Annotated in this window: 13 protein-coding genes; 6 read left to right on the top strand and 7 right to left on the bottom strand. The window is 65.6% G+C overall.

Annotated features, from left to right (window positions below; translation table 11 throughout):
• Positions 1-4: 4 nt before the first annotated feature.
• The 6 genes from J4P02_RS20725 to J4P02_RS20700 all read right to left on the bottom strand — a co-directional run bounded on the left by J4P02_RS20725 (position 5) and on the right by J4P02_RS20700 (position 8,590).
• Positions 5-1,417, bottom strand: coding sequence for an efflux RND transporter periplasmic adaptor subunit (locus J4P02_RS20725; RefSeq protein WP_426193690.1), 1,413 nt, complete (start codon positions 1,415-1,417; stop codon positions 5-7).
• A 47-nt stretch (positions 1,418-1,464) separates the two neighbouring features.
• Positions 1,465-2,271, bottom strand: a complete 807-nt coding sequence (locus tag J4P02_RS20720) for an efflux RND transporter periplasmic adaptor subunit (RefSeq protein ID WP_426193688.1) — start codon at positions 2,269-2,271, stop codon at positions 1,465-1,467.
• Positions 2,264-3,892, bottom strand: a complete 1,629-nt coding sequence (locus J4P02_RS20715) for a TolC family protein (RefSeq protein ID WP_426193686.1) — start codon at positions 3,890-3,892, stop codon at positions 2,264-2,266. The genes J4P02_RS20720 and J4P02_RS20715 overlap by 8 nt, the downstream gene beginning before the upstream one ends.
• 375 nt (positions 3,893-4,267) lie before the next feature.
• Positions 4,268-6,007, bottom strand: a complete 1,740-nt coding sequence (locus tag J4P02_RS20710; RefSeq protein ID WP_426193684.1) for a dipeptidase — start codon at positions 6,005-6,007, stop codon at positions 4,268-4,270.
• A gap of 211 nt (positions 6,008-6,218) precedes the next feature.
• A complete protein-coding gene (locus J4P02_RS20705; protein ID WP_426193682.1) occupies positions 6,219-7,463 on the bottom strand; it encodes a saccharopine dehydrogenase family protein in 1,245 nt (414 codons plus the stop codon).
• 29 nt (positions 7,464-7,492) lie between these two features.
• Complete coding sequence (locus J4P02_RS20700; protein WP_426193680.1) at positions 7,493-8,590, bottom strand: carboxynorspermidine decarboxylase; 1,098 nt, start codon at positions 8,588-8,590, stop codon at positions 7,493-7,495.
• Positions 8,591-8,948: 358 nt separating this feature from the next.
• Between J4P02_RS20700 and J4P02_RS20695 the strand changes: the two genes are divergently transcribed.
• From J4P02_RS20695 to J4P02_RS20670, 6 genes are all read left to right on the top strand, one after another.
• Positions 8,949-10,262, top strand: coding sequence for a flavin-containing monooxygenase (locus J4P02_RS20695; RefSeq protein WP_426193678.1), 1,314 nt, complete (start codon positions 8,949-8,951; stop codon positions 10,260-10,262).
• Entirely contained in the window at positions 10,262-10,672 is a 411-nt protein-coding gene (locus J4P02_RS20690) for a RidA family protein (protein ID WP_426193676.1), read from the top strand. The genes J4P02_RS20695 and J4P02_RS20690 overlap by 1 nt, the downstream gene beginning before the upstream one ends.
• A 64-nt stretch (positions 10,673-10,736) precedes the next feature.
• Positions 10,737-11,414 carry a DUF1028 domain-containing protein gene (locus J4P02_RS20685; protein WP_426193674.1) on the top strand — a complete coding sequence of 226 codons (678 nt, stop codon included), beginning with the start codon at positions 10,737-10,739 and terminating at the stop codon, positions 11,412-11,414.
• A complete protein-coding gene (argE, locus tag J4P02_RS20680) occupies positions 11,407-12,564 on the top strand; it encodes an acetylornithine deacetylase (RefSeq protein ID WP_426193672.1) in 1,158 nt (385 codons plus the stop codon). The genes J4P02_RS20685 and argE overlap by 8 nt, the downstream gene beginning before the upstream one ends.
• A 428-nt stretch (positions 12,565-12,992) precedes the next feature.
• The gene (locus J4P02_RS20675) at positions 12,993-14,447 is read left to right on the top strand and encodes an APC family permease (protein WP_426193670.1); all 1,455 of its coding nucleotides are present in this window, start codon (positions 12,993-12,995) and stop codon (positions 14,445-14,447) included.
• Positions 14,444-15,844: an aspartate aminotransferase family protein gene (locus tag J4P02_RS20670; RefSeq protein WP_426193668.1), complete on the top strand. Its 1,401-nt coding sequence runs from the start codon at positions 14,444-14,446 to the stop codon at positions 15,842-15,844. The genes J4P02_RS20675 and J4P02_RS20670 overlap by 4 nt, the downstream gene beginning before the upstream one ends.
• A 317-nt stretch (positions 15,845-16,161) precedes the next feature.
• Here J4P02_RS20670 and J4P02_RS20665 read toward each other — a convergent pair.
• The coding region (locus J4P02_RS20665; RefSeq protein WP_426193666.1) for an autotransporter domain-containing protein at positions 16,162-18,167 on the bottom strand (2,006 nt) is incomplete at its 5' end.

Genomic DNA, 18,167 nt, shown 5'->3' with positions numbered 1-18,167 from the left:
GGCGTCAGATTCCACTGGCCTGACGCAACGCCGTGAGCGGGCGGCGCAGCAGGTAGTAGAACAGGGTCACGGGTTCGCCATAGATGCGCGCCGTACCGCGCAGGCCCAGGCGCTCGGGTGCGGCCTGGGAGTCACTGGCCTGGGCGATGGCGTTGAAACTGGCGATGCCCGCGGCGTCGGCTTCGGCGCGGTAGGCGGCGCGGCTGAGGTTGGCATCCAGCGGTTGCAGCGGCGCGGCATCGAGGAACACCCGGACCTTGGCGCCCTCATGCAGGTTGACCGCATCGGCCACCGGCACCTTCAGCTGATATTCCACCCGTTGCGGATCGGCGATGCGCATGATGGCTTCGCCCACCGCCACCGGCCGGCCCTGCCAGTCCCGTGGGTCGCCGTACAGCGCCACACCGGCCTGGGGCGCGTGTAACAGGGTCTTGGCCAGCATTGCCTGGGCATAGTCCTGCTCGGTGCGGGCGAGCATTTCCTCGGTTTGCGCAATGGCCAATTCGCGCTTGGCGGCCGGGTCGGCGATCGAGGCCTGTTGCAGGCGCAGTGTCTTGGCCCGGGCCACTTCGAGTTTCTTGCTGGCCACCTCGTAGTCGCTGCGCAGTTGTGTGTCCACCAGTTGCACCAACGGCGTACCGGCACTGACCGCCGCGCCCGGCGCCACCAGAATGCGTTCGACCACCGCCGGCATCGGCGCGGTGACCACGAAGGGCGCCTGGGCCGTGACCTCGACCGGCGCCAGGGTGGTCAGCGGCAGGTGCACCAGGGCCAGTGCCAGCACACCCAGCAACAGCGCCAGGTACAGCCAGGGGCGCTGCCGGCGCCAGGCTGCCGGAGCTCGGCCGCGGCCGGCAATGGCGCTCAGGCCATGGGCATAGGCCAGGCCCAGGCGCGCGGCCAGGGTCAGGTGAGCCTCTTCCCAGGGCTGCGCTCGGGCCAGCAGCCAGCCGGCCATGACCGGCCGCTGGTGGTCGGCCAGGGGCACCCACATCAGGTAGGGGAAGGCGTTGTCGTCGGTGCAGGGATCGTTGGGGGCGGCATGCCGGGTGGCGTCGAACAACTGGAGCGTGCGGCTGCTGCTGTCCTGCCGCCACAGGGTGCCGACCAGCCGCTCGTACCAGCGCAGCATGGGCGCATCAGGGTTCACCCGGGGCAGCCCGGACACGGCCACCGCGGTCCATGAGCTGCCCGCCCTGGCGCCGCCATCGGCCTGCCGCACGTTGGGCTCGAACACCAGCGCCTGGGCGAAGGGCAGCAAGGCCAGCGGCTCGTTGGCCAGGTGCAGCCACAGCTCTTCACTTGAAGCGCAGCGCCGCAGTTCGCCCTCCAGGCGGATCAGCACCGCGCCGCTGTGGTTCGGGCGCTCGGCGGGGCCACCGGCAGCGTTGCCGGATGAGGCGATATGCAGGGCCATGGACGACTCCGGGATCAGCTCCGATCCTGTGGCAAGAAGAGGGTGGGCTAGCGTTCTGCGGTGGGTGGCCGGTTGCCGGTGAGCGTCACCTGTCCACTCATGCCCGGCAGCACCGAGGCGGGCGAGTGCTCTACCTGGGCGACGATCTTGACTGTCTGGCTCACGGCGTCCACCGCTGCGGAAATACGCTCAACCCGGGCCGGCAGTACGTCGCCGGTCTCGTCGACGGTCAGTTGCAATTCTGAGCCGTTCTTCAGCCAGTCCAGCCATTTGGACGGCACTATCATGTACAGCTCCAGCTGGCCGTCGCTGACGATATTGAGCAGCTTCTCGTTGGGGGTTGGGGTCTCGTTGACACGGGCCAGCGCCTCCACCACACGCCCGGAATAGGGCGCGACAATCTGGCAACCCTTCATCTGTTCCTGGATCACCTCGGCCTGGGCCTGGCGTTCCTGCTGCTTGTAATGGGCGATGTCGGCGTCGGCCTGGCCGGTGGCCGCCATGCGCAGCAATTGGTCCTGCACCGTGGCGTTGCGCGCTTCGACCGCAGCTCCCGCACGGGCTGCACGCATCTCGGCGGTCAGCCGGCCACAGTCGAACCCTACCAGCACCTCACCCTTGCGAAAATGCTCGCCCTCGCGAAACGGCATGCTGACGATGCGCTCGGACAGGGCGGACGACAGTAGCGCCTCGTTCTGCGCCCGCAGTACGCCCCGTGCCAAGCTCTCGTCGGCGCCCGGTGTGGACCCCGGTTCGGCGCTCCAGGCCGTTGGAGCGAGCAGCAATAGCCAGGCGCCGAGCAACAGCGCCCGGCAACCCGAGACACTGGTGAACAGCACAAACGTTTTACTCATGATAGTTCTCGCTGGAGGTGGGGCCGCTGGCCAGCGGCAACGACGATGCAGGCAACATGAGCGGGCCGCTGGCCAAGGGCGTGACCTGTTCCTGGCGCTGATTCCACAAGCTGCGCAGCTTGGCGGTCAGGGCGCTGACCGAGTCGCTGCTGCGCATCGAGGCATCCACCGGGTCGATGCCCAGCGACGCGAAGACGTTGGCGTAGGCGTTCTGCAGGTCGGCCTGGGCGATGTCGTAGCGCACCCGTGCCACCAGCGAATTCATCTGCTCGCGTATCAGCGCCTGACGGCTGAGTTTCTGTGCCTGGTAACCGGCTTCGATCTGCCCCTGGATGCGCTCCTGCACCTGGTAGTAGCGCTGGGCCGTATCCAGTTCCTGGCGACGCAGGGCATAGCGCGCGCGGCTGACTTCGAGCTGGGTGGCCACGGCCGTGGTCAGGGCCAACTGACGGGCATCGAGCACCTGGCCCGTGGCCTGGACCTTCGCCCGTTCGGCAGGCAGGCGGAACACATTCAGCAGGTTCCAGCTGGTCTGCGCGCCCCAGCTCACCCAGTTGTTGTTGTAGAGGTAGCTGTTGCTGCTGCTATTGAGGCCCACGAACAGCTTCAGGTTCGGCAGGGTGCGCAGCAGGGCGGCGGTGTTTTCGCTCTGGTTGCTGCGCAACTGGTAGGCCACTTCGCGCAGCTCGGGGCGGTTCTCGATGGCCAGGCGCAGCCAGGCTGCCGGGTCGTTGTTGTCCACCCCGGGCAGGCTCAGGGGTTGCCAGGGGCTGGAGTCCGCCGGCAGCGCTACGTCGTAAGCGGTGTTGGGCGCCAGGTTCATCAGGGCCGCCAGCTGTTGCTTGGCCACCCCCAGTTCGCCGCCCAGGGCCTGGATATCCCGCTGGATACCCAGGAGCTCGCGCTCGTAGCTCAGTGGTGCCAGCGGTGCGGTGAGCCCGGCCTGTTCCTGCTGGCTGGCCAGGTCCAGGGCTTGCTGGGTCGAGTGCTGCAACTCCTCTAGCTTGCCCAGCATGCGTTGGGCGCTGACGGCACGCCAGTAGGCCGTGCGCACGTCCTCGATCATCTGGTTGATGACCTTGCGCTTGCGTTCCTTGGCGATGCTCACCTGGTCCGCTGCCTGTTTGGCCCGTATGTAGGAGAGGCCGAAGTCCAGCACGTCCCAGCTCAGTTGCAGGTTGCTGTCCAGCACATCGCGGTCCGATGAGGTGGAGGGTTCCAGGGAGGTCTGGCCGGTCAGCAGCGAGCGGCTGCTGGCCCCTGCATCGTTGTTGCGGCCGCTGTAATCGAGGGAAGCCACCAGCTTGGGCAGCAGGTCATAGTGCTGCAGGTCCAGCTCGCGCTGGGCCAGTGCGGTGTTCATCAGTTCCACCCGCGAATCCAGGTTGTACTTGATGGCCCGGGCCATGGCCTGGTACAGGTCGATGGGGCAGTTGATGGGCTCCTGGTTGGCGTTGGCTCGGGCGATCAGGTCGTCGGCCCGGGCCTGGTTCTGGCTGTTGTCGAAGGCGCTGGGGTGGACCGCGCAACCCACCAGGGTCAGGCCCAGCAACAGGCTGCTCAGGTTGCGAATGCCGGGTGCCCTGAGGCAGGCGTACAACCGCTGTTTATTCGCTGCCATGGCTTGGGGTACTCATCATGCCTCACTTTTTCTGGCTCGCACGCAGTCGCGCCGGTCGCGTGTCAGCGACCCGTGATGGATTGTCGAGCGGCTCCCTGGGGACGGGTGGGGGAACTCGAGACAGCAACCTTCAAGTTATCTTGCTGCGGACCTGACCGCCCCGAGTTGCACGAGGCGGCACAAGCCTGTCCGCGCCCTGCCGATTGCCAGGATGGCAATTGCCCAGGGCTTGGATATGTATACGTCGCAGGTTCGGGCTTCGTTACGCACGGACAGGGAAGAATTTTGCGGGTTGCTGATGCAGGTACTGCGCGACCCTGGGCAGAGGCGCGCAGGCGAGCAGGGCCCCGCCCGGGTGGCGGGGCCCGGTGAGGCTCAGAGCTTGGGCAACTGGCCGATGCGGCCCATCATCTCAGTGACGATCTGCAAGTCCAGGAGGAACTGCTCCTGGGTCTTGAACTCGTTGTCGTTGTGGCCGGTGTACTTGAACTCGGGTCGCGCCAGGCCGAATTGCACGCCGTTGGGCAGTTCATGCACCGAGGTGGCGCCGGGGGAGGTGCCGAACTTCTGCGGCATGCCGAGGTTTTCGCTGGCCACCGCCAGCAGCGCCTTGACCCATTCGCCTTCGGGGTTGCGGTACATGGCGGCGTCGACCTTGGTCTCGATGCTTACCGCTACCTGGTGGTTCTTGCGCCAGGCAGCCAGCTTGTCGTCGATCTCGCTCTTGAGCACCTCTGGCGTCTTGCCCTTGGGCACCCGCAGGTTGACTGCCAGCTTCAGGGTCTGCTCATCCACGGCAACCTGGGTCAGGGAGGTGGTCAAGGGGCCCATGAGGGCATCGCTGAACCCTATGCCCAGTTGCTTGCCCTCATAGTCCAGGCCCCAGTTGTCGGCGGCGTAGCGTGCGGCATCGGTGAAGGCGTTGTGCTTGAGCGCCACCTTGCCGTCCAGGCGATTGATCAGGTCGAGCATCCGCGCCACCGGGTTGACCCCGGACTCCGGTTTCGAAGAGTGCGCCGAGACCCCCGTCACCGTCAGTTGCACGCCCTGGTCGAGCACCTTGGCAGTCACCTGGAAGTTGCCGCCGTTGCGCTTGGCGTATTCACTGCCGGCCTGTTGCAGGGCGGCGGCGAGCTGTGCCGGCTGCTCGGTGTTGAAGCTGGCCACCGAAGTGGAGGGGATCTGGTTGGTGGCCAGGCCACCGGTAAGCCCGGTGATCTCGGCGCCCTGGCCCTCGGCGGGGCGACGCGGGAAGCTCGCCATCACCGTGCCGTAGCCTTTCTCGGCGATCACCACCGGGTAGGTGCCATCCAGGGCCAGGTTGTAGTCGGGCGTCGGGTTGCGTTCCAGGTAGTAGGGGATGGCATCGCCGCTGGTTTCCTCGGTGGTGTCCACCAGCAGCTTGAAGTGGCGCGCCAGGGGCAGCTTCTCGTCCTTGATGATCTTCATGGCGTAGAGGGTCACCACGATGCCGTTCTTGTCATCCTCGGTGCCACGGCCATACAGGCGCTCGCCAATCTGCGTGACCTTGAACGGATCGAGCCGGGTGCCGTCGGCCAGCACCCAGTTCTCCGGGGTCACCGGCACCACGTCGGCATGGGCATGGATGCCCACCAGCTCGTCGCCGCTGCCATCCAGGGAGATCTCGTAGTCCCGGTTGTCGACGTTGCGGAACTTCAGGCCGAAGCCCTGGGCCAGGTCCTTGATCTTGTCGGCGATCTTGTGGAATTCGGGGTTGTCGTGCTGCTCCACGCCGTCGACACGGACGGTGGGAATGGCTACCAGCTCGCGCAGGGTTTCGGTGGCCGCCGCGCCGTACTTGATGCGCGCATAGAGGCCCAGCAGGCGATGGATCTCGTTCTGCTGTTCGCTATTGAGGCTCTGGTTGGCCAGGAAGGCGTCGATGCTTGGCGCCAGGTGCTCGCTCTTGGCCAGCGGGCTCTTGGCCAGGCTGCCGAGGAACTCACGGAAGTCGTCGACCTGGGCCTTGGCGAAGTGGTTGAGGATGGCCGCGTTCTGCTGCGGGCTGATATTGGCTTGGGCGGTGGTGGTGAACGAGGTCAGGCTGGCGAGCATCAGGCTGGCCGCGGCCAGGTGCTTGAGAGAGAAGTCCATTACGCAAGGCATTCCTTTGCAGACGGTGGGTTGGAGCTGTCCGAGCTGTTGCTCGAAAGCCTGGCCAAGCTAACACCGCAAAGGATTGGGACGGGAGCCCCTGAAGTGCGATCTGTCGCACAAAAATGCCTTGATGACGCACCCATGAAAGAAGCGCAAAGCCGCGAAACAGAGGGCGCCGTTGCCGGCGCCCCCGGGTGCTGCTAGTGGATCAGAGGGCGGCGTCCCACGGACGGTCGCCGTGCTCGTCCTTGATCCGGGTCGGCAGGCCCATCTGGTCCAGCGCCTTGAGGAACGGCTTGGCCGTCAGCTCCTCGACGTTGACCATGCGCTGCACGTCCCACTCGCCACGGGCTACCAGCAGGGCCGCAGCCACAGGCGGTACGCCGGCGGTGTAGGAAATACCCTGGCTGTCGGTCTCGGCGTAGGCTTCCTCGTGGTCGGCCACGTTGTAGATGAACACCTCGCGCGGCTGGCCATTCTTGCTGCCCTTGACCAGGTCACCGATGCAGGTCTTGCCGGTGTAGCCGGGGGCCAGGGAAGCCGGGTCGGGCAGTACCGCCTTGACCACCTTGAGCGGCACCACTTCCAGGCCTTCGGCGGTCTTCACCGGTTGCTCGGAAAGCAGGCCGAGGTTGCGCAGCACGGTGAACACATTGATGTAGTGCTCGCCGAAGCTCATCCAGAAGCGCACGTTGGGCACGTCGAGGTTCTTCGACAGCGAGTGCACTTCGTCGTGGCCGGTCAGGTACAGGTTCTGCGAACCGACCACGGGCAGGTCGTCGGTGCGCTTGACTTCGAACATGCTGTTGCTGGTCCACTGGCTGTCCTGCCAGCTCCAGACCTGTCCGGTGAATTCGCGGAAATTGATTTCCGGGTCGAAATTGGTGGCGAAATACTTGCCATGGGAGCCGGCATTGACGTCGAGGATGTCGATCGAATCAATGCGGTCGAAATGTTCTTGCTTGGCCAGGGCCGCATAGGCGTTGACCACGCCCGGGTCGAAGCCCACGCCAAGGATGGCGGTGATGTTCTTCTGCTGGCATTCCTCGAGGTGCTGCCACTCGTAGTTGCCGTACCAGGGCGGCGTTTCGCAGATCTTGCCCGGCTCTTCGTGGATCGCGGTGTCCAGGTAGGCCACGCCAGTATCGATGCAGGCACGCAGCACCGACATATTGAGGAAGGCCGAACCGACGTTGATGACGATCTGCGATTCGGTCTCGCGGATCAGCGCCTTGGTCGCTTCGATATCCAGTGCATTCAGCGCGAAGGCCTTGATTTCTGCAGGCTGCTTGAGGCTGCCCTTGGCCTTGACGCTGTCGATGATGGCCTGGCATTTGGAGATGTTGCGCGACGCGATAGCAATACGACCGAGTTCGTCGTTGTGCTGCGCGCACTTGTGGGCCACCACCTTGGCGACACCTCCTGCACCAATGATAAGAACATTCTTCTTCAATTTATTTACTTCTCCTCGTGTCTGTCCGCTCAGGAAAGGCTGGACAGGTAGTCGTCGAAACCAAACTCGCGAACCACCTCGACGCTGCCATCGAGTTGCTTCACGACAATGGACGGCATTTTCAGACCGTTGAACCAGTTCTTCTTGACCATGGTGTAACCCGCCGCATCGATAAACGACAGTCGATCGCCGATGGCCAGCGGACGATCAAATTGGTATTCGCCGAAGATGTCCCCGGCCAGGCAGGATTTGCCGCAGACCATGTAGGTATGTTCACCCACGTTCGGTGACAGCTTGGCGTTCAGGCGATAGATCAGCAGGTCGAGCATGTGGGCTTCGATGGAGCTGTCCACCACGGCCAGGTGCTTGCCGTTGTACAGGGTGTCGAGCACCGTCACTTCCAGGGACGCGCTCTGGGTGATGGCGGCTTCGCCCGGCTCCAGGTAGACCTGCACGCCGTACTGCTCGGAGAAGGCCTTGAGGCGCGCGCAGAAGGCGTCCAGGGCGTAGTCCTCGCCGGTGAAGTGAATGCCGCCGCCCAGGCTCACCCACTCGACCTTGTGCAGCAGGTGGCCGAAGCGTTCCTCGATGGTGGTCAGCATCTGGTCGAACAGGCCGAAGTCGCCGTTCTCGCAGTTGTTGTGGAACATGAAGCCGGAAATCTGCTCGATCACCTGCTCGATCTTCGCCGGGTCCCACTCGCCCAGGCGGCTGAAGGGCCGTGCCGGGTCGGCCAGCAGGTAGTCGGAGCTGCTGACCTGGGGGTTGACCCGCAAGCCGCGGACCTTGTCCTGGCTGGCGTCGGCAAAGCGTTGCAGCTGGCTGATGGAGTTGAAGATGATCTTGTCGCAGTTGGCGAGCATGTCCTCGATCTCGTCGTCGGCCCAGGCCACGCTGTAGGCGTGGGTTTCGCCGGCGAATTTCTGCCGGCCCAGCTTGAGCTCGTACAGCGACGAAGAGGTGGTGCCGTCCATGTACTGCTGCATCAGGTCGAACACCGACCAGGTAGCGAAGCACTTCAGGGCCAGCAGGGCCTTGGCGCCGGATTGCTCGCGCACATAGGCAATCTTCTGCATGTTGACCAGCAGCTTCTGTTTGTCGATGAGGTAGTACGGCGTCTTGATCATCTGATGATTCTCCGGCAGGGCCAGCCAAAAAGGTACGCATTGTGCCTTCAGTGCCCGCAGATCGAAAGCGCGGAAATGGGTTTTCCATGGGCCATCGTTGCCGAGGCCCGGGGGAGCGCTGTGCGCAGCCCTGGCAGGGGGCTGTGCGCCGATCGGCGGCAGCCCCGGGAAGCCCCCGTCGCCCGGGGCCTGGCGGCACCTGCCTGCCTCGTTTTTTGTTAGCCAGGGAGCACATTTTTAATATTTTTCCTTCTTCGGGCGCTGTCGCACCATCTGTCGCATCCGCCTTGTCCCTGGTAGCCGTCCGGGGCGCCCAACCCCCGGGCGGTGCCCACAGTCACCTAAGAAGGACAGACCCATGACCCAAGAACAACTGCACGTGGATACCCTGGTGGTCGGTGCCGGCCAGGCCGGCGTGGCCATGAGCGAGCACCTGAGCAAGCTCGGGGTGCCGCACCTGGTGCTGGAGCGCAGCCGCATCGCCGAAGCCTGGCGCAGCGGCCGCTGGGATTCGCTGGTGGCCAACGGGCCGGCCTGGCACGACCGTTTTCCGGGGCGGGAATTTGCCACCGGTGCCGATGCTTTCCCGGCCAAGGATGAGGTGGCGGATTATTTCGAAGCCTATGCGCGGCAGATCAATGCGCCGATCCGTACCGGTGTGGAAGTGCGCAAGGTGCAGCGCAATATCGGTCGCCCGGGCTTTACTGTGGAAACTTCCGAAGGGCTGATCCAGGCCAATCGGGTGGTGGCCGCCACCGGGCCGTTCCAGCGCCCGGTGATTCCGCCGATCGCGCCCCAGGGCGGTCGGGTGCAGCAGCTCCATTCCGCGGCCTACCGCAACCCGCAGCAGTTGCCCGAAGGCGCGGTGCTGGTGGTGGGGGCGGGGTCGTCCGGGGTGCAGATCGCCGATGAACTGCAGCGGGCGGGGCGCCAGGTCTACCTCTCGGTGGGCGCCCATGATCGGCCGCCGCGTTCCTACCGCCAGCGGGATTTCTGCTGGTGGCTCGGGGTGCTGGGCGAATGGGACGCGGAGATCGCCAAGCCCGGCCGCGAGCACGTGACCATTGCCGTGAGTGGCGCCCGGGGTGGCCAGACCATTGATTTTCGTGCCCTGGCCCAACAGGGCATCACCCTGGTGGGGCTGACCCAGGCCTTCGACGGTGAGCGCGTGACCTTCCGCCCCGACCTGCTGGACAACCTGGCCCGGGGCGACGAGAACTACCTGGCCCTGCTGGACGCCGCCGATGCCTATATCGCCCGCAACGGCCTGGACCTGCCCCCCGAGCCCGAGGCACGCCGGCGCCTGCCGGACCCGGACTGCGTGAAGCGGCCGATCCTGGAACTGGACCTGGCCGCCGCCGGCATCGCCTCCATCATCTGGGCCACCGGCTACGCCGTGGATTTTTCCTGGTTGCAGGTGGATACCTTCAGCGAGCAGGGCAAGCCCCTGCACCAGCGCGGCGTGTCCCGCGAGCCGGGCGTCTATTTCCTCGGCCTGCCCTGGCTGTCGCGCCGTGGCTCGTCGTTTATCTGGGGGGTGTGGCACGACGCCAAGCATATCGCCGACCACATCGCCACCCAGCGCAAGTACCAGGCCTACAACCTATCCCGGCCGACCTCGGCAGCCGCCGTGGCGCCGAGCCCTGACCTCAGCCACGTGGGAGCCCACTGATGTCGACTCATACCCGTATCCGCATGTTCAACACCCGCGACACCTACCCCAACCAGACCCTGGACAACGACCTGTGCCAGGCAGTGCGCGCCGGCAACACGGTGTATGTGCGCGGCCAGGTCGGCACCGATTTCGACGGCCACCTGGTGGGCCTGGGCGACCCTCGGGCCCAGGCCGAGCAGGCCATGAAGAACGTCAAGCAACTGCTGGAAGAGGCCGGCAGCGAGCTTGCGCATATCGTCAAGACCACCACCTACCTCACCGACCCGCGCTACCGCGAGCCGGTGTACCAGGAGGTGGGCAAGTGGCTCAAGGGGGTATTCCCGATCTCCACCGGGCTGGTGGTGGCTGCCCTGGGCCAGCCGCAGTGGCTGATGGAAATCGATGTGATCGCGGTGATTCCCGAATAAACCCACGGCTGCCCACGGCGCGAGCCCGGGCGGCCCAGCGGCCCGAGCGGGCCAAGGAGTTTGCATGACCTTTTCCATCGTTGGACGCTGCGCCGAAACCGGCCAGCTGGGCATTGCCATCAGTTCCTCGAGCATCGCCGTCGGTGCCCGCTGCCCCTGGGTGCGGGCCGGCGTTGGCGCGGTGGCGACCCAGAACGTCACCTTGCCGGCCCTGGGGCCGCAGATCCTCGATCTGCTGGAGAACCAGCGGCTGGATCCCGCCGCAGCCCTGGACAAGGCCCTGGCCAGCAATGGCTGGAGCCAGTACCGCCAGGTCACGGTGATCGACGGCCAGGGCCGCACCGCGTTGTTCAGCGGCCAGCAGGCCCTGGGCACGCACAATGCCCTGGCCGGCGAGCAGTGCGTGGCTGCCGGCAACCTGTTGGCCAACCAGGGGGTGATAGAAGCCATGGTGCAGGCCTTTGAAAGCACCCCGGGGATTCTCATCGAGCGGCTGCTGGCGGCCATGCACGGCGCCATGGCGGCCGGTGGCGAGGCCGGGCCGGTGCATTCGGCGGCGCTGATGGTGGTGGACGACCTGACCTGGCCCATTGTCGACCTGCGGGTGGACTGGGCCGATGCAGACCCCATCGGCCAGCTGTCCGCGTTGTGGCAGGCCTACCGCCCGCAGATGCACGACTACCTGACCCGCGCCCTGGACCCCACCGCGGCCCCCAGCTATGGAGTGCCGGGCAATGAATGAGCCGAGCAGCCGCGAGTTGCTGGCGCGGCTGGTGGGTTTTGCCACCGTCAGCCGCGATTCCAACCTGGAACTCATAGGTTTCATCCGCGACTACCTGGCCAGCCACGGGGTGCAAAGCGAGCTGATCTACAACTCGGAGGGGACCAAGGCCAACCTGTTTGCCAGCATTGGCCCGGAGGACCGTGGCGGGGTGGTGCTGTCCGGACACACCGATGTGGTGCCGGTGGATGGTCAGGCCTGGAGTGTCGAGCCGTTTGTCCTGAGCGAGCGCGAAGGGCGCTTGTACGGCCGCGGCACGGCCGACATGAAAGGCTTTATCGCCTCGGTGCTGGCAGCGGTGCCGGGGTTGCTCCGGCGCCGCTTGCGCCTGCCGGTGCATCTGGCGTTTTCCTACGACGAGGAGGTGGGCTGCCTGGGCGTGCGGCCAATGCTCGAACGATTGCAGCAGCGGCCGCACAAACCCCTGCTGTGCCTGATCGGCGAGCCCACCGAATTGCGTCCGGTACTCGGCCACAAGGGCAAGCTGGCCATGCGTTGCCAGGTGCGCGGCGCGGCCTGCCATTCGGCCTACGCGCCCTATGGAGTGAATGCCATCGAGTACGCCGCGCGGCTGATCGGCAAGCTGGGGGAGATCGGCGACCGGCTGGCGCAACCCGAGCACCACGACCCGCGTTTCGACCCGCCGTATTCCACCGTGCAAACCGGTCTGATCCAGGGTGGTCGGGCGCTGAATATAGTGCCGCAAGAGTGCCAGTTCGATTTCGAAGTGCGCACCTTGCCCGATGCCGACGCCCAGGCCGTGGTGGATGAATTGCAAGGCTACGCAGTGGCTGAGGTGTTGCCGCGAATGCAGGCCGTGCACGCCGACTGCGGTATCGAGCTGCAACCCCTGAGTGCCTACCCGGGCCTGGCCACCGCCGCCGACAGCGAGGCCGCAGAACTGCTGGCGCTGCTGTGCGGCACGCGGGAATTTGCCACGGTGGCCTTCGGCACCGAAGGCGGGCTGTTTCATCAGGCCGGCATCCCTACGGTGGTCTGTGGCCCGGGCAGCATGGATCAGGGCCACAAGCCGGACGAGTTCATCAGCCTGCAACAGCTGCACGCCTGCGACGCCATGCTGCTGCGCCTGGGCGACTGGCTGGAAGGATGACCGGGAGGGCAGTTGCCAGCCGCAAGCGCTTGTACAAGCCCAGTGGCGAGCGAGCTTGCTCGCGTTGGAAGGCGCAGCCTTCCCAGGGCCTGAATCCGTGGTCTGTCAGGTGGCTCGCGGATTCAGGGTTTGCGGCCGCTGCGCGCCCGAGCGGGAGCAAGCTCCCTCGCCACAGTAGGGCAGTTGCCAGCTGCAAGCGCTTACAAGCCCGGTGGCGAGCGAGCTTGCTCGCGCTGGAAGGCGCAGCCTTCCTTGCACCTTGGTCGCCACTTTGGCTGCCGAGCTTTTTCATGGGACTGGAGCATATTTTTAGTATTTTTCCTCTGGCCCGCGGTGACGCACCATCCCCCTGCACCCAATGACAACCAGGTCGTTGCACCTGCCACCCCGGTGGCAGGCCCACAACAATAAGAAAGGGAGTGTGTGGCATGACTGCAAATGTCTCCATCGGGGCCTCGAGCCCCACGCCAAGCGGTGGTTTGCGCCGGGTCCTGGGGCTGGGCTCGCTGGTCTCGGTGGCCGTCGGCCTGGTGGTGTCCCAGGGGGTGATGGTGCTGATGCTGCAAGGGGCGGGGATGGCCGGGCTGGGCTTCTTCATGCCGCTGACGCTGGCCTATCTGCTGGCCCTGACCTATGCCTTGTCGTTTTCCGAACTGGCACTGCTGGTGCCCCGGGCCGGCAGCCTGAGCAGCTACACCGAGGTGGCCATCGGGCACTTCCCGGCGATACTCGCGACCTTCTCCGGCTACATGGTGGTGGCGATGTTCGCCCTGTCCGCCGAGTTGCTGTTGCTGGACCTGATCATTGGCAAGGTCTACCCCGGCGCATTGCCGCCGATGCTGGTGGCCTATGGGGTGCTTGCCAGCTTCACCTTGCTCAATCTGTTGGGCATCGATGTCTTCGCCCGGCTGCAAACCCTGCTGGCGGTGGTGATGGTGGTGATCCTGCTGACCCTCGGCCTGGGGGCCCTGAGCAGTGCCCAGGCCGACCTGCAACTGCCCCTGGAGCAGGGCTGGAACCCCATGCAAGTGGGCGCCCTGGCCCTGGCGGCGATGGCCATCTGGGGTTTTGTCGGCGCCGAGTTCGTCTGCCCGCTGGTGGAGGAAACCCGCGACCCCGAACGCAATATCCCGCGCTCGATGATCATCGGCCTGAGCATCATTTTCCTGGTGATCACCCTGTACTGCCTCGGTGCCCTGTTGTGCGTGCCCCGGGAGCAGTTGGCCAGCGACCCGCTGCCGCATTTTCTGTTCGCCACCTCGGTGTTCGGCGAAACCGGCAAGCTGTGCCTAGTGGGCGCGGTGCTCACCGCCACCTGCAGCACCGTCAACTCGTCCCTGGCGGCCTTGCCGCGCATGCTCTACGGCATGGCCCAGAACGGCCAGGCGTTTCCCCAGTTCAAGCGCCTGAGTTCGCGCAGCCGCACGCCCTGGGTGGCGGTGCTGTTTATCGCCGCCTTGACCGGTTTGCCGATCCTGCTGCTGGGCCAGGACCCGGATTCCATCAGCCTGCTGCTGCTTGCCGCGGCCCTGGCCTGGCTGCTGGCCTACATCATCGTGCATATCGATGTGATCGCCCTGCGCCGACGCTACCCCGATGCGCCGCGGCCGTTCCGTTCGCCGTTCTACCCCTGGCCCCAGGTGCTGGGCATCGTCGGCATGCTGTTTGCGATCTACCACGTGTCGCCATCGCCGGAGATGACCGCGCGGATCTTCGGCAGCGCCGGGGTGGTGCTCGGGGTGATCTCGCTGATTGCCGTGGTGTGGATCAAGTGGGTGATGGGCAAGCCGCTGTTCGTCCCCGAGCCGCTGCTGCCAGGCACTCCCGTTGCGGCTACCGAATCCTCCCTTGAACCCGCTTACCCTGCAGGAGAACGACCATGAGCGCTTCCATCCCCAACCCGCAGCGCAGCACCCAGGACTACCAGGCGCTGGACGCCGCGCACCATATCCATGCCTTTCTCGACCAGAAGGCGCTGAACGCCGAAGGCCCGCGGGTGATCGTCCGTGGCCAGGGCCTGCACCTGTGGGACAACGACGGCCAGCGCTACCTGGACGGCATGTCCGGGCTTTGGTGCACCAACCTCGGTTACGGGCGCAAGGACCTGGCCGCCGCCGCCAGCGCCCAGCTCGAGCAACTCCCGTACTACAACCTGTTCTTCCACACCACCCACCCAGCGGTGGTGGAGCTTTCCGAGCTGCTGTTCAGCCTGCTGCCCGGGCACTACAGCCACGCCATCTACACCAACTCCGGCTCCGAGGCCAACGAGGTGCTGATCCGCACGGTGCGGCGTTACTGGCAGATCCTCGGCCAGCCGCAGAAGAAGGTGATGATCGGCCGCTGGAACGGCTACCACGGCTCGACCCTGGCGGCCACGGCCCTGGGCGGGATGAAGTTCATGCACGAGATGGGCGGGCTGATTCCGGATGTGGCGCATATCGACGAGCCTTACTGGTTCGCCCATGAAGGCAACCTCACGCCTGCCGAGTTCGGCCTGCGCTGCGCTCGCCAGCTGGAGGAAAAGATCCTCGAACTGGGGGCCGAGAACGTCGCCGGTTTTATTGCCGAGCCGTTCCAGGGCGCTGGCGGCATGATCTTCCCGCCGGAAAGCTACTGGCCGGAAATCCAGCGCATCTGCCGCCAGTACGACGTGCTGTTGTGCGCCGACGAAGTGATTGGCGGTTTCGGCCGCACCGGCGAATGGTTCGCCCACCAGCACTTCGGTTTCGAGCCCGACACCCTGTCCATCGCCAAGGGCCTGACCTCGGGCTATATCCCCATGGGCGGCCTGGTGCTGGGCAAGCGCATCGCCCAGGTGCTGGTGGAGCAGGGCGGGGTGTTCGCCCATGGCCTGACCTATTCCGGGCACCCGGTGGCGGCGGCGGTGGCAATCGCCAACCTCAAGGCCCTGCGCGATGAGGGGGTGGTGACCCGAGTGAAGCACGACACCGGCCCCTACCTGCAGCAATGCCTGCGGGAAGTGTTCGGCCAGCATCCGTTGATTGGCGAGATCCAGGGCACGGGGCTGGTGGCGGCCTTGCAGTTTGCCGAGGACAAGACCAGCCGCAAGCGTTTCGCCAACGAAAACGACATCGCCTGGCGTTGCCGGACCCTGGGCTTTGAAGAGGGGTTGATCATTCGTTCGACCCTGGGGCGGATGATCATGGCCCCGGCCCTGGTGGCCACCCGCGGCGATATCGACGAACTGGTGGACAAGACCCGCCGCGCCGTGGAACGCACCACCCAGGAGATCGAGAACGGCATTCTGCCCAGCAGCTAAGCGCCAGCCACCCGTGGCGAGGGAGCTTGCTCCCGCTGGCGTGCGCAGCGCGGCCCATACCTGCCGGTGCGGTGCATCAGGAAGAATCGGGGGTTACGGCTGCTCTGCAGCCGAGCGGGAGCAAGCTCCCTCGCCACTCAACGCGCTGCAGCTCAGGTTGCAGCGCTCGACCACCGTCGACAATCGAAAAAAACACTCGTCCTTTCAACTCAAGCACTCGCCGCAGCCTGGTTGCGGCGGGTTTTTTGCCTGTGCTTGCGGGGGAGGCATTTCCTGCTGCATCCCCCGGCTGGCGAGCCTTAGCCTGTGCCCGGTCGTTAGAATTTTCCGTTCAGGCCCAGGCGGAAACTGTCGTTGCGCTCATCGGCACCCAGGGCGGTCTTGTAGGAGAAGCCCAATTGCCAGGCACGACCGAGGTTGAAGTCCACCCCCATGTCCAGGCTGGCGAAGTCGCTGTCCTGGGCATCGGGCTTGAGGCGGTAGAGGATGCCGTCGCTGCCCTGGTCGGTGTAGCGCATCTTGTAGTCGCTGCTGGTGCTGAAGTTGTGACCCCAGGCCAGCCCGACCTTGGGCGTGACAACGCCGACCCGGGTCATCAGGTCGTAGCCGCTGCGCATACCCAGGTAGGAGGTGAAGTTCTGCTGACGCTGCTCCTCGTAGGACAGCCCATAGAGGCCGCCGCCGCTTTCCCTGAAGGCATCCAGGCGGGTGCTGCTGGCGTTGAAGCGGCCATAGGGCGTCAGCGACAGCGGCCCCTGACGGTACTCGTAGCTGGCGGTGAGGGAGGCGAACAACTGGTCGGCATCACGCGAACCACGGGCGTAGTCGTTGGCACTGCCGGTGATGTAGCGGCGCGAATCGAAGCTGATGCGGTTATAGCCCAGCAAGCCGTCGAGGTAGAACTGCGCGGCCGGGTTCAGGCTCAGGTAGGTAGCGATGCCTATGGCGTCCGCGTCGCTGCGGGTCTTGTGTTCGCCAATCTCGCTGCGGTCGGTGCCGTAGCCGATACCGACCCCGGCGATGATACCGGGTGCCAGGCGATAGTCGGCACCGGCGCTCAGGCCCATGGTGGTGAAACTGTTGTCCTGGGCGCCGCGGGCATGGGTCGAACCAGTGTTGATGAAACCGTCGCTCCAGAACGCCAGGGCTTCTGGCTGGCAGTCGTCCTGCGCCGCGGCTGCGGCCTGGCGCTTGCGCTCTTCGCTCTGGTTCGCCGGGGCACCCAGTTGCTGTTCGATGGCCTTGGCCATCTCGCCCAGGGGTACATTGCTGCCGTCCTTGCGCAGGCTGGCATTGAACGAGTTGCGGTCGCAGCGCATTTGATGCAACTGCTCCAGGCGCTGGTTGAAGTTGTCCATCTGGGTGCTGGCAAAGCGCTCGGCGGCGCGGCTCTGGGCATTGAGCAGGCCGATCACCTCGGCATCGCGGGACGGGTCCGGACGCTGCTGGATGATGAAACTCACGGTGCTGGCGGCGCTGGAGCCAGCGCCGTTGTGCAGGTTGAAGCTGACCACCGCGGTGCCGGCAAAGGCCGCCGAGGGCACGAAATGCATCGCGAACAGGCCGCGCATCGTCACCCGCCCGGCCGAGGCCGGGGTGACAGTGCCCAGGGTCGCATGGCTGAAGGGGCCGCCGGTGGCGCCCTGGGTCAGGTCGACTGTGGTTTCCTGGCCCGCGGCGAGGATCTGGCTGCTGGCCGGTACGGTGATCGGCACGGCGCTGATGCTGATCGAGTAGGCCCGTGTGCCGCTGGCACCATGGGCGTCGGTGACGCTGATGCTCAGGTTGGCGACGCCGTTGGCGCTGGGCGTGCCGCTGATCAGCCCGCTGCTGGTATTGAGCGTCAAGCCTGCGGGCAGGGCGCCGCTGCTGATGCTGTAGGTATAGGGCGCGGTGCCGCCGGAGGTGCTGAGGGTGGCGCTGTAGGCCGTGCCGGTGGTACCCGCGCCCAGGCTGGCCGGGTTGATGCTCAAGCTGGCCGCGCTGACGGTGATGGTCACAGTAGCCGGGCTCGATGTGCCGCTGGCATTGGTGGCGGTGTAGGCGAAGGTATCGCTGCCGGAATAACCGGCAGTTGGGGTGTAAGTGATGCTGGTGCCCGTGGCGGTAGCCGTGCCATGAGAGGCGGCGGTGGACACCGCAACGCTGCTGGCAGCACCGCCACTGAGGTTGAGGGTGATGCTGTTGTTGCTGCTATTGGCCGCCACCGTGGCGCTGACTGCACCGGCCACTGGCGCCAGCCCATTGATCTGCAGGGTATAGGCCTGGGAGCCGGTGGCGCCGTTGTTGTCGGTGCTGGTGATGGTCAGGTTGCTGCTGCCGC

The organism is Pseudomonas sp. NFXW11 (assembly GCF_049887815.1).
In the GTDB taxonomy this organism is placed as follows: domain Bacteria; phylum Pseudomonadota; class Gammaproteobacteria; order Pseudomonadales; family Pseudomonadaceae; genus Aquipseudomonas.
Note: the sequence above shows the minus strand (reverse complement) of the source record. Positions and strands in the feature narration are given on the sequence as shown.